This window comes from Varibaculum timonense (assembly GCF_027694345.1).
Lineage (GTDB): Bacteria > Actinomycetota > Actinomycetes > Actinomycetales > Actinomycetaceae > Varibaculum > Varibaculum timonense_A.
Genome location: NZ_JAQEVU010000003.1, coordinates 260,363 through 274,152 on the forward strand (window position 1 = coordinate 260,363; position 13,790 = coordinate 274,152).

A 13,790-nucleotide genomic window follows, 5' to 3' on the forward strand; every position below is an offset into this window, starting at 1 on the left:
TGCCCTCGAAAAAGTCTCACGGTTTCTCACGAAAGCCCCTCACGGTTTCTCACGGCTACGAACAGCCATGTTCGTAGCCTGAAAACAGCTCTTCGGACAACACTGCACCGAATCACGTTCGTGAAGAACTTCTTCACATTCTACTACAGGATGCGGCAGATGATCGACACGACACGAGCGTGACCTCGACGCGATGTTCTGGAGAGCAGGGTTCACACAGTCGACGGCGTGAACCCGATGAGGTGAACCAGCCGCGTCCGTGGCCGGTGCTCCTACAAGGTGCCGCGTGCTGATCACACAAGGCCGTCAACTATCAAGGAGACGCGTAAGAGAAGCAAGTGGCAGGCATCCATCTGGGTGCCTGCCTTTTCGTTTCTCTACCCCGTCGTGCCTGGATTCGTTGACACGCGAGCTTGCTTCCTCGAGCGGGTCTCCCTTTAGAAGAAGGGAACCCCACTCATGGGATTCATTACTTACCAGTCCGTCGTTGGTGATCCGATTGTTGTTGAAGCCGAAGACCGTTGGGTTGAAATCGTCACTGAGCTCGACCGCCAGGAATACAACAACGAACACGGATATCACCGTCAAGACCGCAAAGGCGTCAGGTTCTGCTCTTGGGAGGTCTACAACGCCTACGGCTCGCAAAAGGCTGGAGCTAGCCCATCGCCCGAAGACATCGTTTGTGACAAGGAAACTATCGAAGAGAAAGAAAACGCTATCCGTGTGGTGGGAAAGCTACTTCTCGATGCAATCGCGAACCTACCCAAAGTGCAGCGCTCGGTTGTAATCGCGGTTTTTCTCGAAGGGCGTCCAGCGGTCGAAGTGGCAGCCGAGCGGGGCGTGTCAAAAGCAGCGATCTCGAAAACGTTGAAGAAAGCCACGGAGCGATTACGACAGGCGCTGCTCACAGTAGGGGTTAACTCTTCGGATGTTTCTGGCCTTCTTTTGAGCGAGGCACAAGGCAGCGCTCAGGAAGGAACAAAATAAATGACTACGAAACTCAAGGTAACAATTGCTCGCCGACCCGACCCGGACGCGCTGCTTGCTACTCGCCAGATTCGTCCCTCGCGGTATTTGCTGCGGAAGGTGTTCGGCAGGAGCCGTCCTCGTCACAAGATGGCGATTCTGCTTCCAGGTGATGAGGCCGACAGTGTGGAAGTGAAAGTTTGCGAAGCAGCCAAGTCTGAGGACTCTTTGATGGCGTTAGCTGAAGCTGTGGGCGTGGCTAAAGGCGGTGAGCCGAAGTGAACATCACGGAGACAAACAACGTTATTGCTGTTCTTAATCGTGTTGCTGAGCTGGTTACTAGTCTAGCGGCTGATGTGGAATCGGCTGCCTGGGAAGGCATCGAGGATCATGCCGGCATGCCAGGTACGCGGCCTATTGCTGCTGCCCAGCTCGCTCAGCCATCCCTTGAGGCTGCAGCAGCTGAACATGACCAGTCGCAAGCAGAAGATTCGCCTCACGATAGCACTCCAGATTTGGCGCTCTCACTTGAAGATGTACGCGCAGTCCTTTCTGATCTTTCCAGTCAAGGACTGACCAAGCAGGTACGTCAGCTGATTGTGGATGCGGGGGCTGACCGTCTCTCGGAAGTAGATCCCGCCAACTATGAGTGGTTGCTGGCGCGGGCAAAGAGACTTGCTGATGCCTGATCAACATGCCCTCTTATCAGCTTCTGGTGCGCACCGATGGCTGAATTGCCCGCCATCAGCCCTAGTGGAGGCGGGCTTACCGGATTCTACTTCGACTGCTGCAGAACAAGGCACCATCGCTCACGCTCTTGCGGAGTGGAAGCTACGCCGCGCTCTACACCTTTCGCCAACCATAAAACCTGAGTCCACCTGGATTGATAGTGAAATGGAGGCTCACACCGACGATTATCTTGCTTTCGTGCAAGAGCGCCTGCGTGAGGCACGCAAGACATGCAAGGATCCGGTGACGCTCATCGAGCAACGTCTGGATTACTCTCATCTGGTGCCTGGCGGATTTGGGACCGGCGACTGCGTGATTATTGCCGAACCTTTGCTGCAGATTATTGATTTCAAGTACGGGCAAGGCGTACTGGTTGAGGCCGAGAAAAATCCGCAATTGATGCTGTATGCTCTCGGCGCGCTTCACGGTTTCGATACTCTTTACGAGATCGACGAGGTTGCGGTGACGATTTTCCAGCCCAGACGCTCCAACGTAGCGACCTGGCACGTCAGCGTGGCGGATCTTCAAACCTGGGCTGAAGAGATTGTGCGACCGACAGCGAAGCTGGCCGGGAAAGGCGAAGGCTCTTTTGCCGCAGGTAGCTGGTGTCGTTTCTGCAAAATAGCACCAACCTGCCGCACCAGGGCCGAGAAAAATCTGGAGTTAGCCAAATACGAGTTCGCTCCCCCAGCCCAACTCTCCGATACAGAGATTGCCCAGGTGCTCGGGAAACTACCTGACTTAAAGAGATGGGCATCCGATGTCGAGTCCTACGCACTGTCCCTTGCGGTCAATCAAGGCAAGACCTGGTCTGGTTTCAAACTCGTCGAGGGTCGTTCGATCCGCAAATATGTCGACGAAACCAAAGTCGTGGAGACAGCCCAGGCTGCTGGGATTAACGACATTTTTGAGCAGAGGCTCAAGACGATTACGGCGCTGCAGAAACAGCTGGGCAAGAAACGGTTCAGCGAGCTCCTCGGCGAGTTGGTTATCAAGCCACCCGGTAAACCTGCACTGGTACCTGAAACCGATAAACGACCCGCGATACCACTTAGTGCGGTTGAAGAATTTCAAAAAGATAAAGCCAAGAAAAATACAGAAAGAAGGTAAATAGCCATGTCAGTAAAGAATCCAACTCGAGTCGTCACCGGCGAAGTACGTCTTTCGTACGCGAATCTTTTCGAGGCGAAATCCATCCAAGGATCAAAGCCGAAATATTCGGTAAGCCTCATCATTCCCAAATCTGATAAAGCCACGTTGGCGAAGATTGAGGCCGCTATCGATGCAGCCATTGAAGCAGGCACAGCCAAGTTCGGCGGTAAACGTCCAAACAAGGCTGCACTGAAGTTACCGTTGCGTGACGGGGATACAGAACGCGATGACGAAGCGTACGCGAACTCGATGTTTGTCAACGCTAACTCCACTACCCCACCTCAAGTGGTAGACGAGTCGCTCGCCCCAATCTTGGATCGCTCCCAGGTCTACTCAGGGTGCTACGGCCGCGCGAGTATTACCTTCTATGCCTTCAACACCAATGGCAATAAAGGGATCGCCTGCGGACTGGGGAATGTCCAAAAGCTTAGGGACGGTGAACCGCTCGGTGGCGGACACGTCAGCGCTGAGGAAGACTTCGCGGCGTTTTCTACTGCTAACGAGGACTTCCTTAACTAGCAGGTAAGTGCACACCGGTGGTGGGCAGTAACTGTATGGCTGCTGCCCACCACACCTGATTTTGAAGGATTGCAACCTTGAGTTATTTGAGTATTGATCTGGAAACTTATAGCCCCCTTAATCTCTCCAAGACTGGGATCTACCCCTATGCTGCCCATCCTGACTTCCAGATCCTCCTGTTCGGCTACGCCATAGACAAGCAGCCAGTGCAGGTGGTTGACCTGGCGAGCGGAGAAAAACTACCCAACGAAATACTTGCTGCTCTGGTGGATCCTGGCGTGGTTAAGTGGGCGTTCAACGCATCCTTCGAACGCATCTGCCTATCCGCCTGGCTACACCGCCACCATCCAGAACTATTACCTCAAGGCAGTTTCCTAGATCCTACTCAGTGGCGCTGCTCCATGATCTGGGCTGCATATCTTGGGATGCCAATGAGCCTAGACCAAGTAGCAAAAGTACTGAATTTACCAGTAAAGAAAGATGCAGCTGGTAAGAAACTAATCAAGCAGTTCTGCACCCCAGCCGCCCCAAACCTGATCCACAAGGGCGCGCGCCGTAATCTACCGTCCTCGGATCCGGGAGGCTGGAAAGCATTGATCAAATATAACCGCCACGACGTGAAAGTCGAACAAGCCATCCACACCCGCCTGGCAAAGTTTCCCGTACCGGATGAGGAGTGGGAAGCCTATACCTTGGATCAGCGCATTAACGATGCTGGGATCAAGCTCGATGCGACCCTTGTGGATGCCGCCGTTACCCTCGATGAAAAACACCGCGAGACAACTCTGTCTCGAGCACAAGAAATCACGGGTTTAGATAATCCGAATAGCCCGATACAGCTTAAAGACTGGCTGGCTAATAACGGTTGCCCTCTCGACTCGCTTACGAAAACTGAGGTCGCAACCGCCCTCGAGGACGCTACCGGAATAGTTAAAGAAATACTTCAGCTGCGCGGAGATCTCGCAAAATCTTCCGTCAAGAAGTACCACGCCATGCAAAGCGTCTCTGGGGCGGACAAGCGAGCGCGCGGACTCCTACAGTTTTATGGAGCAGGACGTACCGGACGTTTTGCAGGCAGGTTAGTTCAAGTGCAGAATCTACCTCGCAATTATCTGCCTGATCTCGACCAGGCACGCACCCTAGTCAAAGACGGAAATCTTGAAGCCGTGGAGCTGCTCTATGATTCGGTACCAGACACGCTCTCTCAGCTAATCCGCACCGCTTTCATACCCACCTCGGGTAACCGTTTTATTATCGCTGACTACAGCGCTATTGAAGCCCGCGTGATTGCCTGGCTCGCAGGTGAAAAAACTACCCTCGAGACCTTCCGTGACGGCAAGGATCTATATTGCGAGACTGCTAGTCGCATGTTCAAAGTTCCAGTTGAAAAACACGGCGCAAACAGCGAGCTACGACAAAAAGGCAAAATAGCGGTACTGGCTTGCGGATACGGCGGCTCTATCGGTGCGCTCAAAGCAATGGGAGCCTTAAAGATGGGGTTATCCGAAGACGAGCTGAAACCCATAGTTGATGCGTGGCGGGCAGCCAACCCGAACATTGTGTGGCTGTGGCAAGAAGTCGAAGACTCAGCCTTGACAGCGATCACGACCAAACAGACCGTGCAGCTACGTAACCTGACGTTCAGTGTTGAGTCCGGGATCCTATTCATCACCCTGCCGTCAGGGCGGCGGTTGGCGTATGTGAAACCTGGTCTGGGCGAGAATAAGTTCGGTGGCACCTCCATCACCTACTGGGGCGTGACGACAGGTCGGCGGTGGGGACGGCTCGAAACATACGGCGGCAAACTGGTTGAGAACATTGTTCAGGCTGTTGCCCGCGATCTTCTCGTTCACGGCATGCACAACGTCGCCAATGCCGGGCATCAGATCGTCATGCACGTCCATGACGAAATCGTCGTCGACGAACCCGTGGAATCGGGCGCAAGTGTTGAACAGATTTGTCGGTTGATGTCGAGCCTGCCCGACTGGGCTGACGGGCTTCCGTTAGATGCAGACGGCTACGTATGCAACTACTACCAAAAGGACTAAGTACTACCGATCTTCTGCGTCCAGTTTGCGGATTACGGGTTCTTCTTACTGGAGCTGTCTTTGCGGTTGAAGCAAACTCGCCAGGTTTGCAAGACTCTCTTCTTCAAGAGCAGCTGGGTTGAGCATCATGTGTTCAATCAATGCCGCTAGTTGCTCTTGAGGAAGTTGAGCCAGTTGTCTGCGAATGTCGTCTACGCCGTTGGCGTCGACGATGTTGGCGTTTGTGACTAGCCTCATTTGCTGGTCGCTGTATGCGCGAGCAGCGGCAGCGGCGATCAATCGTGCTTGCGCTTCCGCAGGGGACATCTCCATACGTTCTTCATCGGAAACTTCAACTACCTGATCACTGGATACAGTATCTTTCTTGGCTTCCGCGAGGACTTCGGCTGCTTTTAATCTGGGTCGAGGGCGTGAAATCTTCGATGCCGTCTCTTTTATCGAAGGCCAGGCGGTCTCATTCCACCATCTTTTTACATGTGGCTTAGCTCGCTCGATGCCAATACCGATGAGATTGGAAACTGCTAAGGCAAGTAATCGTGCCAGTTCCTTGTCTTCTTCTCTTAACTGGCGCTCTCCACTCGAAATGTACATAGTGTCGGTGACGTAACCGGAACTGAATTCGAAATCCTCATCAGTCGGCACAAAACGAGCGTTTGCCTTAAGTCGGCCATCTTCATCGAACAGGTTTTGGCTCCATCCTCCCTCCTTCTTCATTCCAGGAGTGAGTGAATCGTCGTCCCATTCGTAATAACCAGCTTGGCGCCCCATTTAAACAATTTTACCCTTCATCATTCATAAAGCAGCGGTACACGCTTTCTAAACGGAAATGAAACCCCCAAAGCCCGCATGCTGGCGATGGGGGTTAACTCTTTCGTGGTTTCTGGCCTTCTACTGAGAGCCGCAGTCTCGGCGCACCCGGTGACGAGTCATATATCCCGGTTCTCAGAAGGGAGCCGGTCATGGGAACCGGACTACAGACTTTCACAAATCAAACGTTCGGAACGATCCGCACGATCACCGCCGACGGGACTGTACTGTTTTGCGGTCGTGACATCGCTACCGCACTTGGCTACGCGAACACGAAAGACGCTCTGGCTAGGCATTGCAAGGGGGTCGTGAAACGCTACCCCCTTGAAACGCCCGGTGGTATCCAGCAGGTCAGGTTCATTACCGAAGGTGATCTGTATCGGTTGATTGCATCCTCGAAGTTGCCTGCCGCTGTCCGGTTTGAAGCATGGGTATTCGATGAGGTGTTGCCCTCGATCCACCGCCACGGCATCTACGCCATCGATGATCTGCTAGAGAATGACGAGTTTCTTGAGCAGGCGATTGTTCATTTGCGTCGTGAGCGAGCTAAACGTCTCGCCGCCGAGCAGGCTTTGCTTGAGGCTGCACCGAAAATCTCGTACTACGACATTGTTCTGCAATCCGACTCGTTGTTGACAACGACCGAGATCGCCAAAGACTACGGGTTGAGCGCGAAACGGTTGAACCAGATCTTGCTCGATTCGAGGGTTCAGTTTAAACAGTCGGGGCGCTGGTTCCTTTACGCCAGATACGCGGAGCAGGGTTATACCCAGTCCAAGACGCATGAGTTTGATGGCGGTAAAACTCGCACTCATATGTATTGGACGCAGAAAGGTCGCTTGTTTATCTATGACTTGTTGAAGAACCAGCATGGCCTGTTGCCCATTATCGAGCGTGAAGGGCAGGACTCCTAATGACAAGCCCAGCTATGTCGACGGTCGAGTTTGGGATCTCGAAGAAGAACGCTGAGGGCTATCTCGATCCGACTAGTTTCAAAGCACTGCAAAGCGTCCAGCGCACCGAGTTCGGTTACCGGCCACTGGTCTACATCTGCTCACCCTACTCAGGGGACGTGGAGTCCAATGTTGAGCTGGCACGGGAGTTTTCTGCGTTCGCTGTCGGCCAGCAGGTGATTCCGCTGACTCCGCATTTGCTGTATCCGCAGTTCTTGAATGACGACGATCCTGATGAGCGTGAGTTAGCGATGTTTTTCAACCGGATTCTGCTGACCAAGTGTGAGGAGATCTGGGTTTACACCGGGCGGGTGTCGTCTGGGATGCGCACCGAGATCGAGTGGGCCCGCGAACTTGAACTACCCATCCACTATTTCAACGCTGATTTCCAGGAGGTTACCTTTTGATGCATCCCTTCACGCTTTACGCCACTGACATGGCAGGTCGGCAAACCAACAGCCACTACCCTAACCGCCACGAGATCACCAGCAGACCCGACTTAGAAATGACGGTGTGTTTTGATCATGTCGCAGCCACCTACAAGAATAATCATCGCTCGAGCGCGAACTTCCTGGTTTCGGATTGCGTGGTGATGGATATCGACAACGACCACAGCGAAAACCCCGACGAATGGGTCACGCCCGAATCGTTGGGTGAGGTGATGGCAGGGGTCGAGTTTATGACCGCCACCTCCCGCAACCATATGAGAATCAAGGGCAGCGAGTCGGCTAGGCCGCGTTTGCACGTCTACTACCCAATAAGCAAGATCGGTGACGCTAGCGAGTATGCAGGGCTGAAGAAACGCCTGGCTGCTCGTTTTGATTTCTTTGACCATAACGCACTCGACGCGGGCAGATTCATCTACGGAAACCCCACCGCCGAAGTGCATGTTTTCAAGGGTGAACAGCTACTGGATGAATGGATCGCGGCAGCTGATGAGCAGGACATGTTTGCTGCCTTCGATGCCTCCACGATTGCTATCGGTGAGGGCTCTCGTAATGCCACACTCTCTCGCTTCGCGGGCAGGGTCTTGATCCGCTACGGCAATACCGCCCAGGCGCGGGAGTTATTTCATCGTAAAGCCACCCTTTGTGACCCGCCATTACCAGATGCAGAGTTGGGCCTGATTTGGGATAGCGCGTGTAAGTTCGCTGCCAAGGTTGCCGCCGAGCCGGGTTATGTGCCGCCGGAGGTTTATGAGCAGCTGACGAGTCTGCGCCCTGATGATTTTACCGATGTTGGTCAGGCGACGATTCTTGCTGGTGAGTATGCTGACCGGATTTGTTATTCGCCTGCTACCGCGTGGATGGCATACGACAAGGGTGTGTGGGAGGAAAACGAGCCTAAAGCCCAGCATGTTGTCCAAGAACTCACCTCCCGGCAGATAGAACAAGCCCAAAAAGAACTGGATACAGCCACCCAGCAAGCAAGCCGGCTGGGAGTAACAGCAATGCTGGTAGCGATGAGCAAGGCCAAAGCCCTCTCTGCATTCACCCGGGAGCAATCCCAGGTCTACCAGGAAATGATGGCAGCGCAAGAATGGTTAAAGTTCATATACAAGTGCCGCTCAGATCGCACAATCTTGGCGGTCATGCGCCAAGCACGCCCGTTAGCGTTGATTAACCCGCAGGTGCTCGATGCCGACCCTTATCTGCTCAACACCCCAAGCGCCACCTTTGATCTGCGCGATACCTCCCGGCACGAACACAGCCCCGCTGACATGTTGACTAAACAAACTGCCCTCGACCCATCCGATGAGGGGATGCAGATATGGCTAGACAGCCTCGCCGTCACTTTCGGAGCAGATAAGGAGTTGATTGGGTATGTGCAAAGGGTGTGCGGGCTAGCAGCTATCGGCAAGGTCCTCATCGAAGCCCTGATTATCGCCTACGGGGATGGAAACAACGGCAAATCCACGTTCTGGAATACCATCGCCCGCGTGTTGGGCTCTTACGCGGAGACTATCTCCTCTGAAGTGCTGATCGCTGGTAAGAAAAACAACGCCAAACACGAGATGGCAGAAACCAGGGCTAGACGCTTGTTGATCGCCGGCGAAAATGATGAAGGCGTGCGCCTATCAACCTCATCAACCAAACAATTAGCTTCGACTGACAAGATCGCTGCAGAGAAGAAATACAAAGACCCCTTCTCCTTCACCCCTTCCCACACCTTGGTTTTGTACACTAACCATCTACCGCGAGTGGGAGCTATGGATACTGGCATCTGGCGCAGATTGATTGTGATTCCGTTCGAGCAAACCATCTACCGCGAGTGTGGACATCAAAAATTATGCCGACCATCTATACGCCAGAGCCGGCGGAGCGGTGCTGGCATGGATTATGGAAGGTGCTCGCTTAATCCACTCTGAGAACTACCACCTGGCCCCACCTAAACAAGTCGTTGCCGCATCGGAGGCATACCGGGCTGCTAATGACTGGTTCGCTCACTTCCTTGAGGACTGCTGCCAGGTAGGCCAAGGACTATCAGAGCAGTCCAAAGACCTCTACGACGCGTACCGGTCTTGGGCAATAGGCAGGGGCGAGTATGTGCGCTCCACTAGCGATTTTTATGCTGCCGTCGATAAAGGCGGATATAGGCGAAGGCGAACAGCTCGGGCACGATTCGTAGATGGGCTAGCTTTGATCAGCGAATTCGACTTGTAACCGGCCAATAGTGACAGTCGTGTCAGTCGTTACTAGCCCTTTCTATAGGAAAATAAAAAATACAGTCCTATATAGGGTTTTAGGGACAGACCGACACGAGTGTCACAGATCTTATGAAAGACGTGACATGAAAGAAAAACACCTAGAAAACGAACTGAAGAAATCAGTCGAAAGCATCGGCGGGATCTGCTGGAAACTTGTGTGCCCCGGCGTCACTGGCGTCCCAGACCGGATCTGCTTGAAGAGCGGACGAGTTGTTTTCGCTGAAGTAAAAGCACCAGGAGCCAAACCTAGGCCAATCCAGAATCGCCGTATCAAGCAGCTGCAAGGTCAAGGCTTCCAAGTCTTTGTGGTAGACAGCCTAGATGGGATTGCGGAGGTGGCAAATGCGTTACAAGCCGCATAACTACCAAACCCAGGCAACGGGTTTCATCATCAACCATGACGAAGCCGCAGTGTTCTTAGGTATGGGTTTAGGAAAAAGCGTCATTGCGCTGACCGCGATCTGGCAGCTTGTCCTCGACTACTTCCTCGTACAGCGAGTGCTAGTAATCGCGCCGCTACGCGTGGCACGCGATACCTGGCCACAAGAAGCGCTCAAGTGGGATCACCTTACGGGGCTCACGTTGGCGGTAGCCGTCGGTAGCAAATCCGAGCGCCTAGGCGCGTTAGCTAAGTCTGCAATGGTGACGGTGATTAACCGGGAAAACGTCCCCTGGCTGGTTGCCCACTACGGCGCGGCCTGGCCTTTCGACATGGTCGTCATTGATGAACTCTCCAGCTTCAAAAACCACCGTGCAAAGCGCTTCACCACGCTGGTGAAGATGCGACCCTATGTAAGCCGTTGGGTTGGGTTAACCGGAACCCCAGCCTCTAATGGCTTGATGGATCTATGGGCACAGTTCCGACTCCTAGATGGCGGTACCAGACTGGGTAGATATATAACCCGGTTTAGGGATCGTTGGTTCGTGCCTGATAAACGGGGCGGTATGCAGGTGTTTACCTATAAACCGCGAGCAGGTGCTGAGGACGAGATCTATGAGGCCATCTCGGATATGACCTTGTCGATGCGCACCACTGACCACCTCACTTTGCCTGAGCTGACGCTAACAACCACGAAGGTAAAACTCGCTAAAAAACAGCGGGCAGTATATGAGCGTCTAGAGCAGGATTTAGTGATTGAGTTGAACGGGCAAGTAGTGGATGCGGCTAACGCGGCAGTCCTATCTGGAAAACTCCTACAACTGGCAAGCGGGGCTATCTACGACGAAAACGGAGATGTCATTGCTGTTCATGGCGCGAAGCTGGATGCACTCGAAGATTTGGTTGAGGCTGCGAACGGTCAGAACCTCCTCGTTGCCTACTGGTACAAACACGACCTGGAACGCATCATCGAGCGGTTCCCGCAAGCCCGAGCCCTAAAGACTGCTGAGGATATAGCGGCTTGGAACAATGGCGAGATCACTTTCGGTTTGATTCACCCGGCCTCTGCCGGTCACGGCCTGAATCTACAAGCAGGTGGGCACTTGCTCATCTGGTTCTCCCTGACCTGGAGTCTGGAGCTGTATCAGCAAACTAACGCCCGTCTTTACCGGCAAGGCCAAACCCAGCCGGTAACGATCACTCATCTGGTCGCTGAAAGCACCCTCGATGAGGCAGTACTTACAGCCCTAGACGCCAAGAACCTCACCCAGACTGCCTTGATCGAGGCAATCAAAACACAACTGGCAAACCACTCTAGATAAGGAAAATTCATGATGCATGTGATGACGAAATACTTAGATACCCGCAAGGCAGCAATCAGCGCCCTAGAGGACTACCCACTGATGGAACAAGCAGCCAGCCAAGACACGCAAGCTGAGGCAAACCAGCTACGCGAAGACCTCGCCAGCCCTACTAGCCCCAAAATCACTGGCATGCCCCGCTCACGCGACCCCCACGCTGGTGAACGCCGCATAGCTGCCACCCTCGACAAGATTGATCTGCTCGCAGCCCGTAGCCAACAAGCCCAAGAGTACCTGGACTGGTTCCTGCCCGCCTGGCAAGCACTCAACACCGATGACCAGTTCGTGTTGGAAAACTTCTTCCTCGGCCAAGGCAATCAAGACGAACGAGTCCAAATGATCGGTGACCACTTCTATATTGAACGAGACAGTGTCTACCGGCGAAAGAACCGAGCATTAGATCGCCTGGCATTAGCACTGTATGGCAGACGCTAACTTGCACCCATGCGTTAGCAAGTATCCGAACCCTGCTATGGAAATCGTTATTTAACCCTGAAATACTGTAGGTGGTTGAAAATATAGGAACGAGCCCTCCGGCAAACAGTTATCACTGCCCGGAGGGTTTCGTCTTGGCCGACAAAGGACGGTGAGGCTGGTGCCAAGCAAACCAAAACATCCCTGCTCAGCGCCGGGCTGTCCCCAACTAACCCGCGAAAGGTTCTGCCAAATCCACGCCAAGAAAGCAGACAAGAACTATCGCAGGTTTGAACGTGACCAGAGAATCAACAAGCGTTACGGTGCACGCTGGCGCCGGATTCGTGCCGCATACATTTCCCAGCATCCTTTGTGCGAAGACTGCCTGGAAAAAGGACTAACCACCCCAGTTGCTGAAGTCCAGCACGTCCTACCCTTAGACCATGGCGGCAGCCACGACTTTTCTAACCTGCGCAGCCTGTGCAAACCCTGCCACTCCAGGCAGAGCGCGTTAGACGGTGACAGATGGAGGCAAGCCCTACAGGTCTACACCTACTAGATTTCTTGAAAACCGCAACACAACCATTGGCACTTCCCCACCCTAAAAATATCGACCTTGTTCCCACGCCAAGTTACGGGACAAGTCGAGGATTTGGTTAGGGGTTGGGGCCCTCGAATCTCTACAGCTTTGGCGAAGGTCAGCGGGCGGGGCCAACCGTACACAAAAAGACCGAATCAAACAGGGTATTAACCTGCATTGGTCCCTCTCTGCTTCATCACTATTTGTTGTTTTGGGATTTTCCGCCCTGGAAAGCCAATAGACCGCAAGGCAGCAGGTGTGGAGATGGGAATCGCACTAGGTTGCCATCACTTTTCTTCTTGCCCGTCCGGTTTCGCCTTCCCCCATGGCTTATGAGTGACGGGGAAAAATAAACGCACACCATAAAACTGGCGGCGATTTTTCCCGACTGGTAGGTGACCTCTTACCAGTGAGTTAATAACTGATTTCTATGAAGGAGGAATCATGGCAGATCAAATGGTTTTGAAAACACAGCAATGGTTGAACACTACCTACGGCAGTAAGACTGGGTTCGGTTCAGTCTCAGAGAACGGTCGAACCGGATGGGACACGATCAATGCTTTGATTCGTGCCCTGCAAATCGAGCTGGGTATCACAGCCACAGCGAATAACTTCGGTGCCGGGACGCAGTCACGTTTTAAGAATCGTTGGCCGAACGGGATCAGCAAAAATGATTCTACCAGTAACGTGCATGGCATTATCCAAGGAGCCCTGTGGTGTAAAGGATACCCAGCAGAATACGGAGGTATCACAACTAAGTTTACTGATAATGTTGCTTCTTCGATTCGGGATTTGAAGAGCGATATCGGGTTATCGTCATCATCTTCCACGATTAATCTGGAGCTGATGATGGCACTGCTATCAATGAAGCAGTTCAAACTGTTGTCAGCCTATGGCGGTAAGAGTGCTATTCGAACAGCGCAGCAAAAAGTAAATCGCCAATACAAGGCATACACGGGTATCGTTCCAACTGATGGTTTGTACGGGCGTGAAATGAACACTGCCCTGATCCAAGTGTTGCAAGCCATCGAGGGATTCAGCCCTGCGGAGGCGACCGGTAACTTCGGTAACGGCACCCGCTCACGCCTACAAACGATTAGCGGTGGCTCGAGCCAGTGGGTATGGCTTGGTACGGCAGCACTCGTGTGCAACGGAATCGGACAGAATGCAGTCAA

Annotated in this window: 15 protein-coding genes and 1 pseudogene; 15 read left to right on the top strand and 1 reads right to left on the bottom strand. The window is 53.3% G+C overall.

From position 1 onward, the window contains the following. Nucleotides 1-459: 459 nt before the first annotated feature. The 6 genes from PG728_RS03970 to PG728_RS03995 all read left to right on the top strand — a co-directional run bounded on the left by PG728_RS03970 (nt 460) and on the right by PG728_RS03995 (nt 5,414). Entirely contained in the window at nt 460-987 is a 528-nt protein-coding gene (locus tag PG728_RS03970) for an RNA polymerase sigma factor (protein WP_270625963.1), read from the top strand. Continuing rightward, nucleotides 988-1,248: a hypothetical protein gene (locus tag PG728_RS03975; protein WP_270625965.1), complete on the top strand. Its 261-nt coding sequence runs from the start codon at nt 988-990 to the stop codon at nt 1,246-1,248. Then, on the top strand, nt 1,245-1,655 hold the full coding sequence (locus PG728_RS03980) for a hypothetical protein (RefSeq protein WP_270625967.1): 411 nt from the start codon (nt 1,245-1,247) through the stop codon (nt 1,653-1,655). Before PG728_RS03975 ends, PG728_RS03980 begins: the two co-directional genes overlap by 4 nt. Beyond that, nucleotides 1,648-2,805: a DUF2800 domain-containing protein gene (locus PG728_RS03985; protein WP_302968327.1), complete on the top strand. Its 1,158-nt coding sequence runs from the start codon at nt 1,648-1,650 to the stop codon at nt 2,803-2,805. Before PG728_RS03980 ends, PG728_RS03985 begins: the two co-directional genes overlap by 8 nt. Nucleotides 2,806-2,811: 6 nt before the next feature. Continuing rightward, complete coding sequence (locus PG728_RS03990) at nt 2,812-3,366, top strand: DUF2815 family protein (protein ID WP_270625968.1); 555 nt, start codon at nt 2,812-2,814, stop codon at nt 3,364-3,366. A gap of 77 nt (nt 3,367-3,443) precedes the next feature. Next, nucleotides 3,444-5,414, top strand: a complete 1,971-nt coding sequence (locus PG728_RS03995) for a DNA polymerase (protein WP_270625969.1) — start codon at nt 3,444-3,446, stop codon at nt 5,412-5,414. A gap of 45 nt (nt 5,415-5,459) precedes the next feature. On the opposite strand, the gene PG728_RS04000 is transcribed toward PG728_RS03995, so the two are convergent. Then, on the bottom strand, nt 5,460-6,182 hold the full coding sequence (locus PG728_RS04000; protein WP_270625970.1) for a hypothetical protein: 723 nt from the start codon (nt 6,180-6,182) through the stop codon (nt 5,460-5,462). Nucleotides 6,183-6,373: 191 nt separating this feature from the next. On the opposite strand from PG728_RS04000, the gene PG728_RS04005 reads away from it, so the two are divergent. The 9 genes and pseudogenes from PG728_RS04005 to PG728_RS04040 all read left to right on the top strand — a co-directional run. Continuing rightward, nucleotides 6,374-7,135 (top strand): phage antirepressor, encoded by a 762-nt coding sequence (locus PG728_RS04005; protein ID WP_270625971.1) that lies wholly within the window; start codon nt 6,374-6,376, stop codon nt 7,133-7,135. Beyond that, the gene (locus PG728_RS04010) at nt 7,135-7,581 is read left to right on the top strand and encodes a DUF7768 domain-containing protein (protein ID WP_270625972.1); all 447 of its coding nucleotides are present in this window, start codon (nt 7,135-7,137) and stop codon (nt 7,579-7,581) included. Before PG728_RS04005 ends, PG728_RS04010 begins: the two co-directional genes overlap by 1 nt. After that, nucleotides 7,581-9,542, top strand: coding sequence for a phage/plasmid primase, P4 family (locus PG728_RS04015; protein WP_456300837.1), 1,962 nt, complete (start codon nt 7,581-7,583; stop codon nt 9,540-9,542). Before PG728_RS04010 ends, PG728_RS04015 begins: the two co-directional genes overlap by 1 nt. Continuing rightward, on the top strand, nt 9,514-9,837 hold the full coding sequence (locus PG728_RS09405; protein WP_456300836.1) for a hypothetical protein: 324 nt from the start codon (nt 9,514-9,516) through the stop codon (nt 9,835-9,837). The genes PG728_RS04015 and PG728_RS09405 overlap by 29 nt, the downstream gene beginning before the upstream one ends. Nucleotides 9,838-9,964: 127 nt before the next feature. Next, nucleotides 9,965-10,243: a VRR-NUC domain-containing protein gene (locus PG728_RS04020; protein WP_270625973.1), complete on the top strand. Its 279-nt coding sequence runs from the start codon at nt 9,965-9,967 to the stop codon at nt 10,241-10,243. Continuing rightward, nucleotides 10,224-11,582 carry a DEAD/DEAH box helicase gene (locus tag PG728_RS04025; protein ID WP_270625974.1) on the top strand — a complete coding sequence of 453 codons (1,359 nt, stop codon included), beginning with the start codon at nt 10,224-10,226 and terminating at the stop codon, nt 11,580-11,582. The genes PG728_RS04020 and PG728_RS04025 overlap by 20 nt, the downstream gene beginning before the upstream one ends. A 9-nt stretch (nt 11,583-11,591) precedes the next feature. Next, complete coding sequence (locus PG728_RS04030; RefSeq protein ID WP_270625975.1) at nt 11,592-12,056, top strand: hypothetical protein; 465 nt, start codon at nt 11,592-11,594, stop codon at nt 12,054-12,056. 160 nt (nt 12,057-12,216) lie between these two features. Beyond that, nucleotides 12,217-12,594: an HNH endonuclease gene (locus tag PG728_RS04035; RefSeq protein WP_270625976.1), complete on the top strand. Its 378-nt coding sequence runs from the start codon at nt 12,217-12,219 to the stop codon at nt 12,592-12,594. A 465-nt stretch (nt 12,595-13,059) separates the two neighbouring features. Next, nucleotides 13,060-13,790 (top strand): annotated as a pseudogene (locus tag PG728_RS04040) (glycoside hydrolase domain-containing protein); the annotation flags it as partial.